At 65.7% G+C, this 22,149-nt stretch carries 14 protein-coding genes; 8 read left to right on the forward strand and 6 right to left on the reverse strand.

Annotation, left to right across the window (positions count from 1 at the left end):
* Positions 1 to 132: 132 nt before the first annotated feature.
* The 3 genes from IPG63_01475 (at position 133) to IPG63_01485 (ending at position 9,433) form a co-directional block, all read left to right on the forward strand.
* Positions 133 to 3,105, forward strand: a complete 2,973-nt coding sequence (locus IPG63_01475) for a hypothetical protein (protein ID MBK6725923.1) — start codon at positions 133 to 135, stop codon at positions 3,103 to 3,105.
* 61 nt (positions 3,106 to 3,166) lie between these two features.
* On the forward strand, positions 3,167 to 6,217 hold the full coding sequence (locus IPG63_01480) for a hypothetical protein (protein ID MBK6725924.1): 3,051 nt from the start codon (positions 3,167 to 3,169) through the stop codon (positions 6,215 to 6,217).
* Positions 6,218 to 6,304: 87 nt separating this feature from the next.
* Positions 6,305 to 9,433, forward strand: a complete 3,129-nt coding sequence (locus tag IPG63_01485; GenBank protein ID MBK6725925.1) for a hypothetical protein — start codon at positions 6,305 to 6,307, stop codon at positions 9,431 to 9,433.
* Here IPG63_01485 and IPG63_01490 read toward each other — a convergent pair.
* The gene (locus IPG63_01490) at positions 9,427 to 12,282 is read right to left on the reverse strand and encodes a serine/threonine protein kinase (protein MBK6725926.1); all 2,856 of its coding nucleotides are present in this window, start codon (positions 12,280 to 12,282) and stop codon (positions 9,427 to 9,429) included. The genes IPG63_01485 and IPG63_01490 overlap by 7 nt on opposite strands.
* A gap of 70 nt (positions 12,283 to 12,352) precedes the next feature.
* Positions 12,353 to 13,504 (reverse strand): putative metal-binding motif-containing protein, encoded by a 1,152-nt coding sequence (locus tag IPG63_01495; GenBank protein MBK6725927.1) that lies wholly within the window; start codon positions 13,502 to 13,504, stop codon positions 12,353 to 12,355.
* 83 nt (positions 13,505 to 13,587) lie between these two features.
* Between IPG63_01495 and IPG63_01500 the strand changes: the two genes are divergently transcribed.
* From IPG63_01500 to IPG63_01510, 3 genes are all read left to right on the forward strand, one after another.
* Complete coding sequence (locus tag IPG63_01500) at positions 13,588 to 14,466, forward strand: hypothetical protein (protein ID MBK6725928.1); 879 nt, start codon at positions 13,588 to 13,590, stop codon at positions 14,464 to 14,466.
* Positions 14,467 to 14,614: 148 nt separating this feature from the next.
* A complete protein-coding gene (locus IPG63_01505) occupies positions 14,615 to 14,974 on the forward strand; it encodes a YkgJ family cysteine cluster protein (protein ID MBK6725929.1) in 360 nt (119 codons plus the stop codon).
* 68 nt (positions 14,975 to 15,042) lie between these two features.
* Positions 15,043 to 15,450: a hypothetical protein gene (locus tag IPG63_01510; protein MBK6725930.1), complete on the forward strand. Its 408-nt coding sequence runs from the start codon at positions 15,043 to 15,045 to the stop codon at positions 15,448 to 15,450.
* A gap of 156 nt (positions 15,451 to 15,606) precedes the next feature.
* Here the strand turns inward: IPG63_01510 and IPG63_01515 are convergent, their stop codons facing one another.
* The 3 genes from IPG63_01515 to IPG63_01525 all read right to left on the reverse strand — a co-directional run bounded on the left by IPG63_01515 (position 15,607) and on the right by IPG63_01525 (position 19,160).
* On the reverse strand, positions 15,607 to 17,211 hold the full coding sequence (locus IPG63_01515) for an SAM-dependent DNA methyltransferase (protein ID MBK6725931.1): 1,605 nt from the start codon (positions 17,209 to 17,211) through the stop codon (positions 15,607 to 15,609).
* Positions 17,208 to 18,164, reverse strand: coding sequence for a XamI family restriction endonuclease (locus IPG63_01520; GenBank protein ID MBK6725932.1), 957 nt, complete (start codon positions 18,162 to 18,164; stop codon positions 17,208 to 17,210). Before IPG63_01520 ends, IPG63_01515 begins: the two co-directional genes overlap by 4 nt.
* 138 nt (positions 18,165 to 18,302) lie before the next feature.
* Complete coding sequence (locus IPG63_01525) at positions 18,303 to 19,160, reverse strand: serine protein kinase RIO (GenBank protein ID MBK6725933.1); 858 nt, start codon at positions 19,158 to 19,160, stop codon at positions 18,303 to 18,305.
* Between the two features lie 159 nt (positions 19,161 to 19,319).
* Here IPG63_01525 and IPG63_01530 point away from each other — a divergent pair, with 159 nt between their 5' ends.
* Positions 19,320 to 20,066 carry an electron transfer flavoprotein subunit beta/FixA family protein gene (locus IPG63_01530; GenBank protein ID MBK6725934.1) on the forward strand — a complete coding sequence of 249 codons (747 nt, stop codon included), beginning with the start codon at positions 19,320 to 19,322 and terminating at the stop codon, positions 20,064 to 20,066.
* A 10-nt stretch (positions 20,067 to 20,076) separates the two neighbouring features.
* Positions 20,077 to 21,018, forward strand: coding sequence for an electron transfer flavoprotein subunit alpha/FixB family protein (locus IPG63_01535; protein MBK6725935.1), 942 nt, complete (start codon positions 20,077 to 20,079; stop codon positions 21,016 to 21,018).
* Positions 21,019 to 21,089: 71 nt separating this feature from the next.
* Here the strand turns inward: IPG63_01535 and gap are convergent, their stop codons facing one another.
* Positions 21,090 to 22,103, reverse strand: coding sequence for a type I glyceraldehyde-3-phosphate dehydrogenase (gene gap, locus IPG63_01540; GenBank protein MBK6725936.1), 1,014 nt, complete (start codon positions 22,101 to 22,103; stop codon positions 21,090 to 21,092).
* Positions 22,104 to 22,149: the final 46 nt, after the last annotated feature.

Below are 22,149 nucleotides of genomic sequence, written 5' to 3' on the forward strand. Positions count from 1 at the left end.
CTAGCATGCACTCGTCACGGAGAACCGGCATGAGCGCTGAATCGCGGTCAAGCGGCAGTGAATAATGGCGACAGGCGGCGAATCTCGCCATCTGCACGGCGCTACAATTCGCCACGTTCCACGGAGCCCGCCATGCACTGCACTCGGTTGGTGACCACGATCCTGACGCTTTGCGCGCTTGCCGCCCACGCCGGCAACGCCGATTGGACCAGCACCGGCCCGCTTGGCGGGCGCGTGCACGAGATCCTGTTCGATCCGACCGATCCGAGCCGCGCCTACGCGACCACCTGGGGTGGCATCTACCGCAGCGTCGACGGCGGTACGACCTGGGTCGCGGCGCGCAACGGCATCGTTGCCGACGGCTACTACCCGCTGCCGCTGGCACTCGACGCCGAGCAGCCGACCACGCTGTACACCTTTGACAGCTGGAGTCGCGTGTACCGCAGCAACAACCGCGGCGCGAATTGGGCGATCCTGCCCGACAGCCTGCCGAGCAACGTGCACCCGTCCACCATCGTCGACGTGCCCGGTGTGTCCTGCAAGGTTCTGCTCGGCACTGCCACCGACCAGGCCAGCACCGGGACGATGCTGTTCGGATCGCCCAACTGCGGCCTCGATTTCGCGCAGATCGGCGCCGGGCTGCCGAGCGAGGTCGCGGTCAAGGCGATCGCCTTCGACCCCGCCGACGTCGCCGACAACACCGTGTTGGTCGGGCTGGATAGCGATACCACTAGTGAGGGCAACGCGATCTGGCGCAGCACCAACGGCGGGCTCACCTTCGCCCCGCTGCCGACCAACTTCTTCCCGGGTTCGGGCTATCGGCTCGAAGTCACGCAGATCGCGTTCGGGCCAGCGGGCGACATCTGGGCGCTGGTGGGTGGCTACGCCGTGTACCACAGCGACAACGCCGGCCTCACCTGGCGCGACACCGGCGTCACGGGTGCCGGTACCGTGGTCGCGGACCCGCAGGTCGCGGGCCGCGCTTGGGTCGGCGGCGCCGATGGTGCGGCCCAGGTCCAGTACACCAACCCTTCGTACACCATCACGCCGTTCGAGAACGGCCTGAGCCCGAACGCCAGTTACAACGACGGCCTCCGGCCGGTGCCCGCAGGCGTGGCCCGACTCGCCTGGCGCAGCGGACTGCCGCCGCGACTGTTCGCCAGCACCGAAGGCTCCGGCGTGTTCGCACTCGGCACGGTGACGCCGGGCGTGTGGAGCCCGGTGGTCGCAGGCCCGGCCGGCGCCGGAATCCGCGCCCTCGCGCTCCATCCGACCGATCCGACTCGACTGTGGGCCGGACAATCGACCTTTTCGCTGTCCTCGCCCGCGCTCTACACCTCGAACGATGGCGGCAACAACTGGACACCGACGCCAAACGGCCTTCGCGCCGCCGACATCCAGGCACTGGCGATCGACCCGACCACCACAGCCAGCGTGCTCGGGACCACGCTCTACGCCGGTGGTCGCGCCGCGGCAAACTTCGGCAATGGCTTCCGCAACCACGGCATCTACCGCAGCGACAACGGTGGCCAGACCTGGCAGGCGCTGGAGGGCAACCTGCCAGTGGTCATCGGCCACGACATCGGCGCGGTGCGCGCCCTTGCGCTCGACCCGCACAGCTGCACGACGCCACCGTGCCGGGCGCAGGGCGCGCCGCTGAATCGGCTGTACGTGGTCGGGCACGGACGCACTCCGGACGGCAACATTTCCTCGGACACCACGCACCGCGTGCTGCGCTCGGACGACCGCGGCGCAACCTGGGTCGCACTCTATGGCAACCCCGGGTTCCCGCGCAGCAACCAGGTTTTCGCCCTGACTGTGTTCGAGGTCGAGCAGCGCGTCACCCCGACCGTGGTCGCTCCGCATCCGGCCAACCCGAACGAGGTGTTCGTCGGCACCGAGTCCTCGTTCTTCGACTTCGACACCGGCAACGCCATCGTGATCGATGCCACCCGCGCCAGCGGCCTGTTTCGCTCCACCGACGCCGGCGCGACCTGGACGCGCTACACCAACCTGCCGGCCAAGCTCGACCTCAGCGACGTGCCCTATCCGAACGCCTCGCTCGACGTGGTCGATTTCCTGATCGACCCCGTCAACCCCGCCGTGTTCTGGATCGCGCTCACCGACCCCACCCACTCCAACACCTCGACCGTCCTGCGCAGCAGCGACGCCGGTGCCACCTGGCAGGCGGCCGATGCCGGCCTCAACCCGAGCCTGGCGCTGCGCGATCTGGCCTTCGACCCGCAGAACCCGAACACGCTCTATGCCGCCGCCGGCGGTGACGGCGCCAACCCGGGCGCGATCTATCGCGGCGTGTTCGACACCGGCACCCTGACCACGCGCTGGCTCTCGATCAGCGTCGGCCTGCCCGCCGAATCCGCCTACGCGGTCGCGGTCGATCCGGCCAACTCGAACCAGATCTACGCCGGCACCGACACCGGCGTCCACGAGATGACCCGCGTCCCCGACCAGGACGGCGACGGCGTGCCCGACAGCGTCGAGGACCAGGCCCCGGATGTGCCGGGCGGCATCACCGGCCCGGGCGATGGCAATGGCGATGGGTTCATGGACTCGGCGCAGCGCGATGTTGGCTCGTCGGTGATCATCATCCGCGGCCCAGGCACGCCATGGTCGATCACCAGCAGCATCGTCTCCGGCACCGGCCCGGGCACGAACCCCTGCAGCCAAGCGGTCGATGTCAGCGCGATTGCGCCCGACGAACTCACCATCGACATCGATCCACTGACCGGCCAGACCATCGACCACCCGCTGCCGGCGCGACAGTTCGACATCACCGACTGCGCCACCGCGGTCGTGGACATCACCTACCACGGCGCCAATTTCCAGCTGCCCGGCTGGAGCTTCCGTCTGTTCGGGCCGGAGGACCCGGGGGACCTGGAACAAGTGGGCTGGTTCGAGCCGCTCGGCGCGCAGCGGATCGGGACTTCCACCTGGCGCTTGCCGCTGACCGCGCAGGGCCCGGGCAGCTATCGCCCAGAACCCGATGCCATCCGTTTCGTCGGCGGCCCTGCCTGTACCGATGGCCGCCTGTTCACCGACGGCTTCGAGGATGCGCCCACCGTCGTCGCCTGGTGCGCGCCTTGATAACATCTTCCGCGCTTGCACGTACCCTGCACGCATCCGCCCGAGCCCACGAGACCCGCCCATGAAAGCTCTGCGATTCCTCCTCCACATCCTCGGCGCCGCAATCGCCTCGGGCGCGGCCCTCGCCGGCCCCGGCTACTGGACCAGCAACGGCCCGTTTGGCGGTGTGATCTACGAGGTCCGCTTTGATCCGGCCAGCGCTTTCACCATCTACGCATCGACCCGCGGCGGACTGTTCCGCACGCTCGACGGCGGCGCCAGCTGGACGCGCATTGAAAACGGCATCGCCAATTCCGCCATCGGCATGCCCTTCACGCTGGATCCCGACGCGCCCGGCACATTGTATGCCTTCGACCAGATCGGCATTCTCTACCGCAGCAGCGACAGTGGCGACAACTGGGCGCCCACCGGCTACAGCGTACCGACCAACTTGATCCCGAGCCGCATCGAAGACGTACCCGGTGTCAGTGGGCAGGTCATGATCGCGCTGTCGTCCTACGATCAGGAAACGTTCCCAAGCGCCGACGTCATGGTCCGCCGCAGCACTGACTCCGGGGCGACCTTTGTCGCAGTTGCCGGCATCCCGAATGGCCGGGGCTTCGCCAGCATCGCCTTCGATCCGGCAAATCCGTCGATCGTGCTGGCCGGAACCGATTACCTGTACCCGACTCCGGCACCCGCGGTGTCGCCCGATGTGCTGTTCCGCAGCAGCGATGGCGGGCTCAACTTCGCGCCGGCATTCGCTCCGGGAGTTAACCCTGGCTACATCCCGGCGGTGCAGACGATCGCATTCGGCGCCGGCAGCCGCGTCTATGTCGGCAGCTCGGATTACGCCGTCGGCGTGTTGCGCAGCGACAGCGACGGCAGCAGCTGGAACACCGCGACAGGCAATGCCAGCCGGCTGCTCGCGAACCCCTCCTTCGCCGACGAGGTCTATGCCAGCGGTACCGGCGTGCAGGTGTCGATCGACGGCGGCCTGACCTGGACCCCGCGCAACACTGGCCTGAGCCCAAATCCAAGCTATCTCGATCCGGGCACCGCGGCGCCGCTGCCAGCGTACGTGAACGGCTTGGCCGCCTCACCCGGCTTTCCCGCACCGGGATCGAGCCTGTGGGTCGCGAGCGATGGCGGCGGACTCTTTCGCAGCCTTGATCTGGGTGCGAACTGGTCCAGCAGCGGCATCAACGAAGGCCTCGCAGCGGTCAATGTCCGCGCCGTGTTGGTGCATACCAACCCGGCCACGATCGGCGGGGGCGGCACTGGCCAGCGCATGTATGCAGGCTTCAGCGATGCGTTCTACTCGACCTCGGGCATCTTCGGGTCGAGCAGCGGAGGCAGCAACTGGACGACCGCCAACAATGGGCTCGAGGCGGCAACCATCCGCGCCATGGCCATCGACCCGCTGCGTGCCGGAACTTCCGCCGTGCAAGTGGCCTCAAGCTATCTGTACGCCAGCGGCCGTTCCAGCCTGGCCACCTGGCGTGCACGCAACGGCAGCATCTACCGCTCCATCACCGGCGGCCTGAGCTGGGCCAAGATCGATGGCGACCTACCGCGCCGCGGCACGCCGCCGAACGACTACATCCAGCTCGGCACCGTGCGCGACATCCGCCTCGACCCGCGCTCCTGCACGATTCCGCTCGCACCCGTCGCTTGCACCAGCGGCACCCTCAAGCGCATGGTGGCGACCACCAACGGCAACCAGTCTGCGGCGATCGGTGGCGTGGTGACTTTCACCCACCGCATCATCCGCTCAGACAACGTCGACACCACGGCAATCCACCCGCTGCGCGGCACCCTGGACGTGACCTGGACCGACATCAGCGGCGACCTGACTCCAAGCACCAATACCCTGGGCGTCCTCGGACAGCTGCTGACGCCGGTGAACGTCCTGATCAGTCCAAGCGACCCTGAGGTGATGTACGTCGGCACCTACAAGGGATTCACCGACTACGACCCCAGCGACGCGATCACCTTCGCCGACATCCACACCGGCGTGTTCAAGACCATCAACGGTGGCGTCAACTGGCTGCCGGTCAACACCGGCTTGCCGCGGATCGCCGGTTTCACCAATAGCGTCTACGACGTGCTGGCGCTGGAGATGCATCCGACCAACCACGACGTCCTGTGGGCCACGGTGATCGACTTCGATACACCCAACTCGGCATCGATCTACAAGACCACCAACGGCGGCGTCTCCTGGTTCGAATCGGCCGCGGGCATCGCGGCACACATCGACATCCGCGACCTGATGGTCGATCCGGGCGACCCGAACATCCTCTACGCCGCCGGCGCGGGCACACCTTCGAACCCCGGCTCCGTCTACAAGAGCGACGACGGCGGTGCCAACTGGCACTCCATCAGCGTCGGTCTGCCGGCCGACTCGGCGCTTGCGCTGACTCTCGATCCGTTCGTACCGGCGTTGCTGCACGCCGGCACCAACACCGGTGTCTGGTCGCTCACCCAACTGCCGGATGCGGATGTCGACGGCATTTCGGATGCAACCGAAAACAACGCACCCGGAGGCGGCGACGGCAATGGTGACGGCCTGCCCGATGCCGCACAGCGCGACGTCGGCTCGACCGTGATCATCTTCCGCGGGCCCGCGGGCACCGGCGGCTTCTTCACCAGCGATGTCATCACCGAGCTCTCCACACCGACCACTGCACAAGGCTGCAAGCAGGCTGTGGACGTACAGGCGGTGTACGCGGTCCAGCACGGCCGCGACTATCTGCCCGGCGGCCGCTACTACAAGTACCCGCGCGACTTGGTGCGCTTCGAGGTACTCGACTGCAGCCGCGCCGTGGTCGACGTGGCTTTCCACAACGCCGCGTTCAACACCGAGTATGGCTGGAGCTTCCGCTTCCGCGGACCGGCGACGCCGGGAGCCGATGGCAGCATCGGCTGGCACGACATCTCTGCGCGCGCGGCACGCGTGGCCGGATCCCCGACCAAGTGGCGCCTGACCTTGGACGCCAACCAGTTCGGCAGCTATCGCCCGGTTGGCGACAACGTGATGTTCGTCGGCGGCCCGGCCTGCTACGACGACCGCATCTTCCGCAACAACATGGAAACCGACCCCGATACCGGTCCGCCCAGCTGCGACCACTGACGACGCGTCCCCCTGCGGCGAAAGATTGTCCACGCAGCCACGTATGAAGTGGCTGCGGGACTACACTCGCGGCCGCAGGAGGGAGACATGGACACGCGTACGGTTTTCTGTGCTGCAGCGAGCATTCTTGTACTTGTCGCGCCAACCACCGCGACGGCCGGGAACGGCCGCTGGACCAGCAATGGCCCCGACGGCGGAATGGTCTACGAGGTCCGCTTCGACCCCAATGTCGCCGGCCTGATGTATGCGACCACTGGCGGCGGCTTCTTCCGCTCCGACGACGGCGGATTGACCTGGAGTCGATCGAACGACGGCATCATCGACGTCACCAACACCCCCTTGATCGTCGATGCCGAGGCTCCCGGCCATCTCTACGTCTTCGACTTCGGCAATCGCCTCTACCACAGCGATGACTATGGCCTGAGCTGGACACCCACCGGCTTCGTCGTGCCCTCCGGACAGTACCCATGGATGGCGACCGACGAGCCCGGCAGTGTCGGACGCTTCTACGTCACCCTAGGCGCCGCGAGCAGTGGTGCGCCAGCCAGTCCGCTGTTGTTGCGCACCAGCGATGGCGGGGCCAGCTTCGCGGTGCCGGGCACGGGCCTCCCGAACCTGGCGTTCTTCGATATCGAGTTTGAACCCGGAAACGCCAGCCACCTCATCGCCAGCGTCGAGTGGAACTCGGTGGCGACGAGCGGCTTGTATCGCAGCATCGATGGCGGGGCCACATGGAATCCGGCCGGGCCTGCCGCGAGTTATGCCCTCGGAATTTCGTTCGGCGCCGGCAGTGGTGCGACCCGGCGCGTCTATGCGTCGATCGACGGATTCCTGAACCGCTCGGACGACAACGGCGCCACCTGGGCGGAAACCAATCCCGGGAGTCCGTTCAGCACTGAACAGGTATTGGCGCATCCGACGCTCGCCGACACCGTGTACTTCTCCGACGATGCCATCGGCAACCTGCTCGTCGATGGGCTGCAGCGCTCCACCGATGCCGGTGTCAGCGCCACGCGCCTGACCACCGGGCTGAGCTCAAACCCGAGCTACACCGACCTGCTGAATCCGACGAAGGCGCTGCCGGTCGACCCATTCCAGATCACCGCCTCGCCCGATTTCCCGGCCGCTGGTTCAACGATGTGGCTGACCACCGAAGGCGATGGCCTGTTCCGCAGCATCGACGGCGGCAACTCCTGGCAGCCAAGCCAGGTGGACCTGCGCGCAAGCAAGGTTCGAGCGCTCGCGATCCATCCGAACCCGAGCAACATCGATCCCGGCACCGGCGCCGGGAAGACGGTGCTCGCCGGCTACTCCGACGTCTACTTCTCCTCGCCAGCGATGTACCGCTCGACCAATGCCGGCAACAGCTGGAACGTGCTGAACCAGGGCCTGCGTGCGGCACAGATTCGCGCCATCGCGTTCGATCCCACGACCGCGGGCGTGGGCAGCGCGCCGCCCTACCCGCCGGTGAATTCAGCCGTTGTGTACGCAGCGGGACGCGCTTCGGCGACCGACCTCGGCAGCAGCGGTGCCCACTTCGGCAACGGCGGCCTGTACAAGAGCAGCACCGGCGGCCTGACCTGGAGTGTGATCGATGGGGGTCTGCCCCGCCTCGGCACACCGCCCAACGACTACGCCGCGATCGGCTTGGTGCGAGCGCTCGCGATCGATCTGCGCTCGTGCTCCTCGCCACCTCCCAGTGGCCCCTGCGTGGCCGGCCCGCTGCAAACGCTTTATGCCAGTGCCGACGGCCTGATCACCTCGACCGTGATCGACACCACTTCGGTTCCCGGCACCCGCCAGACCATTCGTAGCTACAGCTACCGCCTGATCAAGACCAGCGACGCCGGCGCGACCTGGCAGGCAATCGACAACACGGCCAACGGTTTTCCCGCCAAGCGCCGGATCACCGCCTGCCCGGACCCGGACAACAACGGCACCTGCGACGGACCAAACGTCTCATATCGGCAGGAAATCACGCCGCTGCCGATCGTCGTTCACCCCGTCGAAGCCACTCGGCTCTACGTCGGCACCTATGTCGGCAGCAACAGCGTCATGACCGGATCGCCGACGCCCGACCCCGTCACCGGGGTTTTTGTCAGCGTCGATGGCGGCTCCTCGTGGATGGCGGAAAACTATGGGCTGCCGCTGGCGCTCGGCAAAACCAACCAGGTGCAAGACATCTTGGCCATGGCCATGCACCCAACGGACGGACAAGTGCTGTGGGCGGCCACGCGCGACTACGCAGTCCCGGGTTCCGGCTCCATCTACAAGACGGTCGATGGCGGTGCGCACTGGTTCGAGTCCGGAAATGGCCTGCGCGGGCAGGCCGACATCCGTGCGCTCGCGGTCGATCCAAGCGATCCCACGGGCAACACGCTGTACGCCTCCGGAGCCGGCACGCCAGCCAATCCTGGATCGGTGTACAGGAGCGATGACGGCGGCGCCAGTTGGCGCTCGATCAGCATCGGCCTGCCGGCGGACTCGGCGCTTGCCATCGCGGTCGACCCATTCAATTACAACCTTCTCCACGCCGGCACCAACACCGGCATCTGGAGTCTGACCCAGGTACCCGACGACGATGGCGACGGGATCCCCGACGCCACCGAGAACAACGCACCGAGTGGCGGCGACGGCAACGGCGACGGCTTCATGGATTCGGCACAACGTGATGTCGGGTCTTCGGTGATCATCATCCGCCAACCCGAGGGGAGCGGTGGCTTCTTCACCAGCGACGTGATCGGAGCTGACTCCACACCCAGCGTGCCAGGCGGCTGCCAGCAGGCCACCGATGTGCAGGCGCAGCCATCCTCGCTGTATGGCCGTGACCTGATTGCAAATGGCACGCACTACCACCGCTACCCGCGCGATCTGGTCCGCTTCGAGGTGCTCGACTGTACCCATGCGGTGGTCGATGTCACGTTCCACGGAGCCGCCTTCGATGTCGAGTACGGGTGGAGTTTCCGCATGTTCGGCCCACTCGTGCCCGGTGACGACGATAGCCTGCGCTGGCGCGATTTCGCATCGCGCGCGGCACGAGTACCCGGTTCCGGAAACAAGTGGCGAATCACGCTGGATGCCAACCAGTTCGGCAGCTACCGACCGATGACCGACCGCATCCTCTTCGTCGGTGGTCCCGCCTGCTACGACGATCGCCTGTTCCGCGATGGCATGGAGTCCGCTCCGGATACGGGACCGCCAAGCTGCGATCACTGAGTTTCGGGGTCGGCGAGCACTTCGGAAAGACGCTCAGGGTGTCCCCAGTCGCGATAGGACTGGGTGATGCGTTGCCGCAACACTTGCAGGCGCGGGTCATCCGCGGGCAACACCTTGCGCAGGCCGCGATAACCCGCGATCAACAGCGGCTCGGCGGCCTCGAATCGGCGCAGTCGTGCAAGGGACAGTCCGTAGTTGCTGCGGATGACCGCGAGGTTGGTGGCCTCGGCAGGAAAGATCGTTTCCGCAAGGGGCAGCAGTTCGGCGTAACCCGTTACCGCGGCAGCTACATCTCCGCGATCACGCACAACCGCGAGATAGTTGTTGCGGATCACGATCGACTCCGGATGCGCCTTTCCGTTGACCTGCTCGTACAGCGCCGCCGCCTGCCGCAGCAGTACCTCGGCGCGTCCGAGGTCTTTGCGGTCGCGTGCGATCACGCCCAGCAAGCCGAGTGTGCGCAGCGTCTCCGGATGCGTATCGCCCAACACTCGGCGCCGAGCTTGATAGACCACGTCGAGCTCGCGCTCGGCAGTATCCAGTCGACCGGCGGCGCGCAAGGCCACGCCGTAGTTGAAGCGCATCATCAGTACGTCGGAGTGCTCGGCACCCAGCAACCGCTCGCGCACCGGCAACAGCGATTCAAACAGGGCGATCGCCTCGCCATTGCGGCCGGAATTGGCCACCGCCGCCGCGACGTGGGCGCGGTACCGCAGAGTCACCGGATGTTCGGCGCCGAGCACAGTCTCGGATGCAGCGGCGATCTCACGGTAACGAGCTTCCGCAACTGCGAAATCGCCGCGACGAAACGAGAGGTCGGCTGCATTCGCGAGCAGTTGTTGCACGACCGGATGCGTCAGCCCCAGGCGCTGCCGTTCGGTGTTGTAGGCGTCGCTCACCAGGCGTTCGGCCTCATCCCAGGCCCCGCGTTCGCCGAGCACGTCGGCCAGCGCTGCCTTGGCGCCACTGACCGGCGTACTGAACTCGCCGTACTGCGCGAGCGCCAAGTTCAGATTCTCGCGCGCGAGAGTCTCGGCCGCGGCCCCCTCGCCGAGTGCTGCAAGCGAATTGGCAGCCGAGCGCCGGGCCTCCTCGACCGTATCGATCGGCACCTCGGCGGATGCCGTCAACTTCGGCAACCAGCGATCGAAGATCTTGCGCGCCTCGGCGTGCTCGGCCTGCTCGGCCATGGTCAGGGCGCGTTCCAGTTCCACGCGCATGCGCAACGGCGAGTCTGCAGCCTCACGACCCTTGAGCAGGAGTTCGGCGGCGTCGAGCAGGCTTCTTGCTGCTTCCAGTTGCCCCAACCGGCGCAACGTCCGCCCGAGCATGGTCGCGACCTCGGCGCGCAGCACCGGATTGTCGGCGAGGCGCTTGTCCAGGTTCGCGGCCGCGGCCTGCAACGCATCGACCACGCGTACGTTGCGCGTCTCCGGCGTTCCGCCCTGCAGCTTCCACGGGTCCGGCGCGACGATCATCTCTTCGAGGAAATCGCGGGTGGCGACGGCGCGCGCGCTTTCGGCGGCGGCGCGATCGCGCTGCTGCTGGGCGTCGATCAACGCAGCTTCGGCACGGGCGCGCTGCTGGCGCGCCTCGATGGTCATGTAGCTGGTGCCGATGATGCCGAGGATCAGCGACAGCACCACCGCCGCGGCCGCGCTCACCACCAGCTTGTTGCGCGCGACGAACTTGCGGATGCGATAAACCTTGCTCGGCGGACTGGCCAGCACCGCCTCGCCCTGCAGGTGGCGGCGCACGTCGGCAGCAAGTTCGGACACCGATGCGTAGCGCTGCTCGCGTTCGCGTTCCAGGGCCTTGAGCGTGATCCAGTCCAGATCGCCCTTGAGTGCGCGCGACAGCGACTGCGCATCGCCGGCCATCGCCCGCTTCCAGTCGGTGTGGTTGACCTTGGTGTCGCGCGCGATCTCCAGCACCTTGCGGCTTGGAGCGCGGATGTTGGCCTCGCGCAGCACGCGCGCCAGGTCGGTGTCGATGGCACGGGCAATGGTGTCACCGGAAATCGGCAGGTCGTGGGTGATCAACCGATACAGCACCACGCCGAGCGAGTAGACGTCGGTGCGCGTGTCGATCGCGGCCAGATCACCCGCGGCCTGTTCCGGGCTCATGTACGCCGGCGTCCCGATCGGTACGCCCATGCGCGTCGAGCCGGTATCGCCACGGCCCGCATCCATGCTCTTGGCGATGCCGAAGTCGATCACCTTGACCAGCAACTGGCCCTGATAGTCGGCGACCATCAGGTTGCTCGGCTTCAGATCGCGATGGATCACGCCCTTCTGGTGCGCGTGCTGTACGCCTTCGCAGATCTGCAGGAACAACTCCAGCCGGTGCGCGATGTCCATGCCGCGGCGATCGCAGAACTCGTTCACCGGAATGCCGGGCACGTACTCCATCGCGAAATACAGCCGGCCCTCGGGCGTCGCGCCGACGTCGAGCACCTGGGCGATGTTCGGGTGGTTCATGCGCGCCAGCAACTCGCGCTCGGACTGGAAGCGCGACAGCACCTCCTCGCTGTCCATGCCGGCCTTGATCACCTTCAACGCGACCTGACGACGTACCGGCTCGAACTGCTCGGCCAGATACACCGCCCCCATGCCGCCGGCGCCGAGTTCGGTCTGGATCTTGTAGGGCCCGACCCACTTGCCGATCAACGACAGATGCGAATCACCCGCCCCCGGAACGAAGTCCACCTTCAGTGCCGACGCCGACTTCACGTCGTCACCATGCGCAACCACCAGCGTGCCGTCGGGCACGGGCGTGCCGCCACCGCTGCTCGGCGTGTGCTGGATCTGCGTGGGCGATTCGGGCTGGGTGGGGCGGTCGCCGCTCATGGCTGCTCTGGCCGGTGGGATGGAGCATGGTCGCATGCTGTACGCCGCACAATCCTCACCACGATCCGCATCAGGGAATGCACCCCTCGTCGACGCTGCCATCGCAGTCGTTGTCGAGGCCATCGCAGATTTCGGGCGCTGGATTGACGTTGCGGTTGCACATCAGCGCGCCGCTTGCGCATTGGGTGGTGCCAGCCGCGCAGACGCCGAGCTGGCCGGTATTGCATGCATTTCCACCACCAGGGTTGCCCTCGTCGACGGCACCATCGCAGTCGTTGTCGAGGCCGTCGCAGAACTCCGGTCCCGGGTTGTTGTTGCGCAGGCACTGGATGGAACCGGACAAGCAGGTCGAGGTGCCGGCGGCACAGATGCCGGGCTGGCCCGTGCTGCAGTTGAAGCCGCCACCCGGATTCCCGTCGTCCGCGGCACCATCGCAATCATTGTCGAGCCCATCACAGACTTCGGCGGAAGCCCCGACATTGCCGACGCATTGCAGGGCGCCGCCCAGGCAATGTCGGACGCCGGCCGCGCACACACCGAGCAATCCGGTGCTGCAGGCGACTCCACCGTCGGGGTTGCCCTCGTCCACCGAGCCGTCGCAGTTGTCGTCGAGGCCGTTGCACAGTTCGGGGATCGGTCCGAACGTCCCGGGACATTGCAGGGCACCACCGGCGCAGTTGGTCAGCCCGGTGGCACAGCGACCGGGGAGACCGGTCATGCAGGCTGCTCCACCACCCGGATTGCCCTGGTCGGCGCTGCCATCGCAGTCGTTGTCGAGGCCGTCGCAGACTTCGGGCGAGGCCGCTATCGACTGCAGGCATTGGATGCCGCCGCCGCCCGCCTGGCAGGTCACGGTGCCGAGCAGACAGATGCCCGGCAACCCGGTGTTGCACACCGCGCCCAGGGTCGGATACAGCTCGTCCGTGGAGCCATCGCAATCATTGTCGGTGCCGTCGCAGAGCTCGAAGGCGCCCGGGTGGATCGCACCGTCGTCGTCGTTGCAGTCGCCGGAAGGCAACGGAAAGAAATCGTAGGGCCGCTCGCAAGCGTTGATGCAATAGGGCGTGTTGCCGAACAGGTCGCCATCGCCATCCGGACACAACAACTGCGGCGTTGCGCAGTGTTCGTAGCCGTCCAGGAGCATGCTGTCCGGCGGACTCGCCGCCGTCGTTGCGCACCAGACCAGGAGCAACAGCGAAGACCCCAGTCGATAGCGATGCATCGTCGTCCCTCCCGAAGCGAGGGCCAAATCATACGCCCGTGACCACACACCGTGGATAATGCGCGGCCCCGAGGAGCCGCGTCATGACCCGCATCGCCCTAGTCACCGCCACCGAAGCCGAAGCGCTGGATGAGGACCTGCCGCCGCTGATCGCGGCGTTCGGCGCGGACGCGCAAGTGGTGCACTGGGACGATGCCGCGATCGACTGGTCCGGGTTCGATCTGGTGCTGTTACGTTCGACCTGGGACTACGTGCCGCGCTTGCCTGAGTTCCTGGCCTGGTGCGAGCACGTGGCAGCGCAGACGCAGCTGCTGAATCCGCTATCGCTGGTGCGCTGGAACACCGACAAGCATTACCTTGCCGATCTGGCTGCGCAGGGCATCGAGACGGTGCCGAGCCACTTTCTGGAACCCGGCGAGCACCCCGCGAGCGATCTGCAGACGCTGGTCGCGTCGCTTCCGAGCGAGGAGTTCGTGGTCAAGCCGGCGGTGGGGGCTGGGTCGAAGGATGCGCAACGCTATCGCCGCCGCCAGATCAACACTGCGCTGCGCCATGTCGATGCCTTGCTCAGCGATGACCGCAGCGTGTTGGTGCAGCCCTACCTCGAACAGGTCGATGTCGCCGGCGAGACCGCGCTGATGTTCTTCGATGGCGAGTTCAGCCACGCCATCCGCAAGGGGCCGCTGCTGCGGCTCGACACCGGTCCGACACAGCAGCTGTTCGCGCCCGAGGAGATCTGTGCGCGCACGCCGGGGCCGGACGAGCTGGCGTTGGCGTGCCGCGTCGTCGCGGCGATCCCCGGCGGCGCGCCACTCTATGCGCGCGTCGATCTGCTGCGTGGCGCCGACCATACGCCCTGCGTGCTGGAACTCGAACTCACCGAACCTTCGTTGTTCTTTGCGCACGACGCCGGCTCAGCCCGGCGCTACGCCGACGCCGCACGGCGGCGCTTGCCGCGCTGAAGCGGCGCCAGGCGCCGCATTCGCGTAAGATGTCGTTGGGCCAATGCCTTCTTGTGCGTCACCGTCGGGATCTTCCGTCGCGGTTTCGCTCCCCTCTCGCGTCACCCATCGTGGCCCGCGCCACGCCGGCGCCTCCACGGGAGTTCCCATGCCGAACACCCTCGACCCCAGCGGTTATCCGACCGACCCCTACGCCGAAAGCGTCGATCCCAGCGTGTCTTGCAGCAGCTGTGAGGCGGTGTGCTGCCGCCTGACCGTAGTGCTGATGCCGGAGGACCGGATCCCACCGCATCTGGTCGAGCGTACGCCGCAAGGCTACGAGCAGATGGCGCGTGGCGAAGACGGCTGGTGCGTGGCGATCGACGAGAAGCACATGAACTGCGGCATCTACGAGAACCGCCCGAGCGCCTGCCGCCGTTTCGCGATGGGCGGCCCTTACTGCCGCGCCGAGCGCGAGGACTACTACGAGCACGGCACCAAGGACATTCCCTTCGTCCGCCGCTGCTGACCGCGCCCCCCGATCGTCCGGGCGCGCAGCCGCGTCGTCCGCTGTGCACGCAACCCAGGACTGACCCCATGGCCCACGTTTTCGCACCCGGACTGGTGCTCTACATGTATCCCGACGAACTGCTCAAGCACGGCGCCGAATGCACCGCGTCCGCGAGCGAAGCCGCATCCGCACAGCAGTTCTTCGTCTGCCTCGACGTCGATGCCCGCGCCGGATTGTGGACGCCGCTGTTCCAGGGCTCCGGCCGCGATCTGAAGATGATCTCCGAGGCGGCCAAGTCCGGGCACTCGCGCTGGACCCGCGGCCCCTCGTTCTACGACGTCAACCAGCTCTGGCGCATTCCGCACAAGGCCGCGCAACGCGCGTCCGCCGCCGCCAAGGATTCGTCATTACCGAAGTCGCCGAACACGGTCGCGCTCACCGCGCTGCCCAAGCGCGAAGATTTTCCCGCCGACACCGCCTTCCTCGCGCACTGAATCGGCGTGATCAATCGCGCTCGGCGGCTTCCTTGCGGCCCTGTTCGCGGATCAGCGCTTCCTTGCGCGCCTCGTCGATGGTCTGCATCACCGCCTTCACGTCGGCGCGGTGGTGGTCGAACACAGATGTGGTTCGCAGAAGGATGCCTCACCACCTCATGCGAAAAGCAATTGCTGCGGCTGATGATTGGCGCGAATCTCCGGCCAAAGGTCCACGAAAGACGCTGCAGAAATTCGCGCAAGTTCGCTTGGTTCGATCTTGTTCAAGCCACCACCGTAGACTCGTCCCTCACCTCGAAGCTCCTGGCCCGACACCAAGCCAAGTAGTCCATGGACATCTTGCTCCCGTTCTGGGTGCTCGCTCAGCATCTCGGCTAACCCGTTACGGGGGTACAGCATGAGATAGAGATTGGTTCCGATCGCTCTTGATCGATTCCAGATGAAACGAAATGGTTGTTTTTCAGCCACGCCGCGCCCCATATAGGTGCACAAGAACGGTGCCGGCAGACGCTGTTCTTGTTTGTACCAAGGGCTTCGCTTCCCAATCAAATAGCCGTCCAAGATGCCGAGCGACCGTGCAGTCTGCAGGTAACTCCAGAGCGCCGGATACCTTGACTCAAGCAATGGACCGGGCAGATCGCAATCGATGACGCACAGCGGACGATCGAGAACAGGGTATCCATCAGCGTCAGAATCGATAATCGTCGTCCTGAGGTGTCGGGGGCTGGGAAGGATTGGAGAAAGGTACTTGCTCGGAAGCCCAAGTCGCTCTGCTTCTGCCCGGTCCAAGACAAAGAACTTGTTGCATCCGGTGGCGATACCCCTCTGGACACGGAATAGGTCGCCGAGCATCAGCCCTCCACTGTCGATACGCGCGCGGCGGTCGTTCTTGGCGTGACTCGGGTACATGGTCCACTTGCGCAACGCACCGAGCCCTCCACGCGATATGACTTCGCAGGTTTGCGGCTGATCCAGAGAACCGCCGAAGGTGAAATCGACCGCATGATCGGATGCTGGCGGCGATTTTCGGAAGACCACCACAACCGAAGACACCAGCGCGTCGCCGAATTGAACATCTGCTGGGTCAAAACGGTGAACGCGGATGAGGGTGACGCGATCCGCAAGAAAGCCTTTGAGAGCCACTCCGTAATTGACATCCATGAACTCCGAGGGGATCAGCCACGCGGCGATTCCACCCTCTTCCATCCACGACGTGGCCAGCAGGAGAAAATAAACGTACAGACCTGCCAACCCGCTGACTTCGACCCCCACCCGCCCGAGCGTAAGGGATTTCAGACGCTCCTTCTCCTCCCGGCCGATGTGGTGGTGTCGAACGTAGGGCGGGTTGGCCAAGATCACGTTGGGGGCCGGTGGGCAGGGGTCGGCGGCAACGATTCGCGTAAAGTCGCCCCTCACAACGTCGAGTCCCGCATCGGTCCACAGTTTTCGAGCCGCATCGGCGAATGCGCTGTCGATCTCGACGCCGATGGAACTACGTATTCCGTCAGAGCCGAAGACGGCGAGCGCCGCAGAAAAGAAACTGCCCGAACCGATAGAAGGATCGGCGAAGCGGATGCCGCCTTCTGGACTACCGACCAATGAGCGAACGTATCGGGCAATCTCGACTGCCAGCGGGTAGGGGGTCGCGAACTGGCCCAGGCGATTCCGCTCGATAGCCGGCTTCCCTGAATCGATTGCCGCCTGCATGGCTTGCCGCCGAGACTCGATCGAGCCTTCTTTGTGTGCGAGCGGGGAACTCATAGGCCCAGCTTCACAAGGTCGTCGATGCGATGTTCCCAAACCCAGTCAATGCCCTCGGCGGCTTCGTAACCTAAGTAGTCGCTGCCGAAGTAACCGCACAGAAACAACACGTACGGCACATTCTCACCAAGCGCGGCCTTCAGTTGGTGGATCTTTGTGGCTTCCTCCTTCCGTCGCTTGTTGGTATTGGTGAAGTCTCCCGCAGACTTTGCCTCGATCAGAATCGGCAGCCGATCTTTTCGTCGTTTCTTGGGCTGGATCACCACATCCACTGGCATATTGACGACGAGAGCCTTGCCGACCGGGATGTTCATCCGAAATGCGTACGTCGCTGGCTCCATCTTGGTCAACGGCAGGCCGGTCGAGTGCCCTTGCTTCCGGTAGCCCCTGGCGTCGAGCCATCCACCGATCAGCCTGAGTTGCCGCTCCTCCTGAGCGTTGCGCACGATCGGATTCGATACGGCAGTGCACAAGCGATCTGCGACGATGGTCGATGCACGGTCGCGTTCGTGATCTACTGGATCTTTCCTGCGGTCCAACCAGGGAAAGACGTCGCGATCCAGCAATTTTGTGATGATGCCGCAGAGCTTCGAGAGCTCCGTATCCAAGTCGGCACTGTTCATCTTGCGCGGGAGCTTTCCACTCTCCATGCTGCCGACCACGCTCTTCTTCGCGCCAGCCAGCCCGATCAGGCGGTCCACCGCTATGGGCGGGGCGGTGCACATGCGCAGCGTGGGCAGGGCGTTCGGATAGCTCTTGAGTGTGGCGGCCTCGATGCTGCGCAAGTCACGAGTGGCCAGCAGTGCGTCCTTCACTTGAGCCGTTGTCTTGACTCGTGTTGCACGAAACGCCTCGGGCGCGAAGCGCATGAACCACTGATTGAACTGATCAACGGATTTCGCGCTGTCCGACTTCCACAGGTGGGGCTTGTCCGCATTGATCCGCTTGTTCATGACAACATGTTCCGCTGAGTGGGGTTGGTCTCTGTCAATCATGAGTGGTTACGTGAATGCGTCAATAGGAGCCATCCGGTCGCTTGACTAGGATATTTCCTAATCCGTAGATGGCAGAAGGGAGCGTTGCAGCAATGATCAATCGCGCTCGGCGGCTTCCTTGCGGCCCTGCTCGCGGATCAGGGCCTCCTTGCGCGCCTCGTCGATGGTCTGCATCACCGACTTCACGTCGGCGCGGTGGCGATCAAACGCAAAGCGGCCAGTCAGCGGCGTATCGGGCTTGAGTTCGCCCTTCTGGAACAGTGCCCACATCTCCTCGCCATAGTGGGTGGCGGCGAGTTCGGGCGCAAAGCGCGCCAGGCAGTCGCGCAGGTTGTGCACGTCGCGCAGCAGCATCTTGCGCGCGTTGTTGTTGCCGCTGGCGCTGACCACCTGCGGAAAGTCGATGATCACCGGCCCATCCTCGGCGACCAGCACGTTGTATTCGGACAGGTCGCCGTGGATCCAGCCGAGGCAGAGCATGCGCACCACGTCGCGGATCAAATCGTGATGGAACATGCGCGCAACCGCGGGCGGCAGGTCCACTTCTCCGAGGCGCGGCGCGCTGTAGCCGTGCTCGTCGGTGACCAGGTCCATCAGCAGCACGCCGTTGAAATAGCCGTGCGGCTTGGGCACGCGCACACCGCCGGCGGCGAACTGGTAGAGGGCATCGACTTCGGTGTGCTTCCACGCTTCCTCGGCCTCGCGCTTGCCGAAGCGGCTGGCGTTGCCGATCGCGCGCGCCTGGCGCGAACCGCGCACCGAGCGCCCTTCCTGATACTGCACGCGCGCCTGAAAACTGCGCTGACCCAGGTCCTTGTAGACCTTGGCGCAGCGGACGTGCTCGCCCGAACGCACCACGTAGACGGACGCTTCCTTGCCGCTCTTGAGCGGCCGCAACACTTCGTCGATGACGCCGTCGTCGAGCAACGGCTGCAAGCCCTTCGGGGTTTTCACGGGTTCCCGGGGCCGCCGGATGCAGAAAGAGGGCGTCAGTATGGCGGAATGGCCTGACCCGCCGCTAACACGGAAGCATTCGAATAGGCCTTCACTCCGCTTCCCGCTAAGATGCGCGCCCTTTGCCGGCATCCCCGCTGGCGGTTCGAGGACCCACGAATGAAGATCCTGGTCGCCTACAAGCGCGTCGTCGATTACAACGTGCGCATCCAAGTGAAACCTGACGGTGCCGGCGTCGTCACCGACGGTGTCAAGCTGTCGCCGAACCCGTTCGACGACATCGCGCTCGAGGAAGCCTTGCGCCTGCGCGAGAAAGGTGTGGCCACGGAAGTGATCGTCGCGACCATCGCCCCCACCGACGCCCAGGCACACTTGCGCAATGGCCTGGCCATGGGCGCAAACCGCGCCATCCACGTCACCACCGACCGTCCGCTGCAGCCGCTCACCGCGGCGCGTGCGCTGCTCAAGCTGGTCGAGAAGGAGCAGCCCGGCCTGGTCATCCTCGGCAAGCAGGCGATCGACGACGACTGCAGCCAGACCGGGCAGATGCTGGCGGCACTGTGGGGCAAGGCGCAGGCGACCTCGGCTTCGAAGGTCGAAGTGAACGGCAACACCGTGCGGGTGACGCGCGAAGTCGACGCCGGCCTCGAGACGCTCGAGGTGGACCTGCCCGCGGTGATCACCACCGACCTGCGCCTGAACGAGCCGCGCTACGTCAAGCTGCCGGACATCATGAAGGCGAAGTCGAAGCCGATGGAAGCGATCGCGCTCGACACGCTTGGCATCGAGTCCGGCGACCACCTCAAGACCACGCAATTCGCTCCACCGGCCAAGCGCAGCAAGGGCGTGATGGTCAAGGATGCGGCCGAACTGGTCGCTGCATTGAAGTCCAAGGGACTGTTGTAAGGAGCCCGCCATGAGCAAGATCCTGATCATCGCCGAACACGCCTCTGGCCAGCTCAACCCGAGCACCGCAAAGTGCCTGACCGCCGCGAAACAGATGGGCGCGAGCGCCATCGACATCGCCGTGTTCGCGGCCGAGCCCGCCGCCGTCGCCGCCCAAGCCGCAACGCTGGATGGCGTCAGCCGCGTACTCACCATCGCCAACGCCGCGAATGCGAACGCGCTCGCCGCCGTGCTGGCGCCGCAAGTCGTGGCGCTGGCCGCGAACTACACCCACGTGCTCGGGCCGAGCACGACCTTCGGCAAGGACCTGCTGCCGCGCGTCGCCGCGCTGCTCGGCGAAGCCCAGGTCAGCGACATCATGAAGGTGCTCGGCAGCCACAGCTTCCAGCGGCCGATCTATGCCGGCAATGCGATCCTCACCGTCGAGGCACCGCAGGATCGCAAGCTCATCGCGACGGTGCGCAACGCCTCGTTCGCGGCGACCGGAAACGGCAGCGCCGCTGCACCGATCGAAGCCGCAGCCGTGTCGGTGGAACTGCCGACCCACACGCGCTTCGTCGAACTGCAGGCCGGCGCCAAGGATCGCCCCGACCTGCAGACCGCGAGCCGCGTCGTCTCCGGTGGGCGCGCGCTGGGTTCGAGCGAGAACTTCAACGTGATCTACGCGCTCGCCGACAAGCTCGGCGCCGGCGTTGGCGCCTCGCGCGCCGCGGTCGATGCCGGCTATGTGCCGAGCGACATGCAGGTCGGCCAGACCGGCAAGATCATCGCCCCCGAGCTGTACATCGCGATCGGCATCTCCGGCGCGATCCAGCACCTCACCGGCATCAAGGATGCCGGCACCATCGTCGCGATCAACAAGGACGGCGAAGCCCCGATCTTCGAAGTCGCCGACTTCGGCCTGGTCGGGGACTTGTTCAAAGTCGTTCCGGAAATCGAAGCGCTGCTGTGAGCACGGGCGCTGCATGAAGAGGCCGCTGCAGCGATGCAGCGGCCCTTTTTCATTCGCGATCCGGGTCGTTCCTAGCGGGCGGCCATCAGCGCCAGCGTGGTGTCGAGCATGCGGTTGCTGAAACCCCACTCGTTGTCATACCAGGCGCAGACCTTGACCAGCGTTCCACCCATGACCTTGGTCAGCGTGGCGTCGTAGACCGAGCTGCGCGGATCGTGATTGAAGTCGATCGACACCAGCGGGCCATGGTTGATGCCGAGAATGCCCTTGAGTGCACCGGTCGAAGCCGCAGTCACGACGCCATCGATTTCCTCCTTGGTCGTGGCGCGCGCCGCGACGAAGGTGAGATCGACCACCGAGACATTGATCGTCGGCACGCGCATGGCGAAGCCGTCGAGCTTGCCGTTCAACTCCGGCAACACCAGGCCGACCGCGGCGGCGGCGCCGGTCTTGGTCGGGATCTGGCTCATCGTCGCGGAACGCGCACGGCGCAAGTCGGAGTGGAATACGTCGGTCAGCACCTGGTCGTTGGTGTAGGCGTGGATGGTGGTCATCTGGCCGTGCACGATGCCGATCTTCTCGTGCAGCACCTTGGCCAGCGGCGCCAGGCAATTGGTGGTGCAGGAGGCGTTCGAGATCACCGTGTGCGCGGCTTTGAGCACGTCGTGGTTGACGCCATAGACGACGGTGGCGTCGATGTCGCTGCCGCCCGGCGCCGAGATGATCACCTTCTTCGCACCGCCCTGCAGATGCGCACTCGCCTTGGCCTTGCTGGTGAACAAGCCGGTGCATTCGAGCACCACGTCGACGTCGTGCGCGCCCCACGGAATCTCGGCCGGATTGCGCACCGCGTAGACCTTGATGCGGTCGCCCTTGACGATCAGGTCGCCGCCATCGACGCCGACGTCGAACGGAAACTTGCCATGCGCGGTGTCGTAGCGGGTCAGGTGCGCGTTGGTCTCGGCGTCGCCCAGATCGTTGATCGCGACCACCTGCATTTCGCTGTTGCGACCCGACTCGTACAGTGCACGCAGGATGTTGCGACCGATGCGGCCGTAGCCATTGATCGCGACCTTGATCGCCATGACGCTCTCCGGAGACAGGACAAAGGGGCGACGATTCTAGCGTTCG

The organism is Lysobacterales bacterium (assembly GCA_016703225.1).
Lineage (GTDB): Bacteria > Pseudomonadota > Gammaproteobacteria > Xanthomonadales > Ahniellaceae > JADKHK01.

Bases quoted from the DNA above. Each gene is read 5' to 3' on its own strand.
- IPG63_01515 (MBK6725931.1), bottom strand. From the start codon at position 17,211: ATGAGTTCCCCGCTCGCACACAAAGAAGGCTCGATCGAGTCTCGGCGG.
- IPG63_01485 (MBK6725925.1), top strand. From the start codon at position 6,305: ATGGACACGCGTACGGTTTTCTGTGCTGCAGCGAGCATTCTTGTACTT.
- IPG63_01475 (MBK6725923.1), top strand. From the start codon at position 133: ATGCACTGCACTCGGTTGGTGACCACGATCCTGACGCTTTGCGCGCTT.
- IPG63_01505 (MBK6725929.1), top strand. From the start codon at position 14,615: ATGCCGAACACCCTCGACCCCAGCGGTTATCCGACCGACCCCTACGCC.
- IPG63_01480 (MBK6725924.1), top strand. From the start codon at position 3,167: ATGAAAGCTCTGCGATTCCTCCTCCACATCCTCGGCGCCGCAATCGCC.
- gap (MBK6725936.1), bottom strand. From the start codon at position 22,103: ATGGCGATCAAGGTCGCGATCAATGGCTACGGCCGCATCGGTCGCAAC.
- IPG63_01510 (MBK6725930.1), top strand. From the start codon at position 15,043: ATGGCCCACGTTTTCGCACCCGGACTGGTGCTCTACATGTATCCCGAC.
- IPG63_01530 (MBK6725934.1), top strand. From the start codon at position 19,320: ATGAAGATCCTGGTCGCCTACAAGCGCGTCGTCGATTACAACGTGCGC.
- IPG63_01490 (MBK6725926.1), bottom strand. From the start codon at position 12,282: ATGAGCGGCGACCGCCCCACCCAGCCCGAATCGCCCACGCAGATCCAG.
- IPG63_01535 (MBK6725935.1), top strand. From the start codon at position 20,077: ATGAGCAAGATCCTGATCATCGCCGAACACGCCTCTGGCCAGCTCAAC.
- IPG63_01495 (MBK6725927.1), bottom strand. From the start codon at position 13,504: ATGCATCGCTATCGACTGGGGTCTTCGCTGTTGCTCCTGGTCTGGTGC.
- IPG63_01520 (MBK6725932.1), bottom strand. From the start codon at position 18,164: ATGAACAAGCGGATCAATGCGGACAAGCCCCACCTGTGGAAGTCGGAC.
- IPG63_01500 (MBK6725928.1), top strand. From the start codon at position 13,588: ATGACCCGCATCGCCCTAGTCACCGCCACCGAAGCCGAAGCGCTGGAT.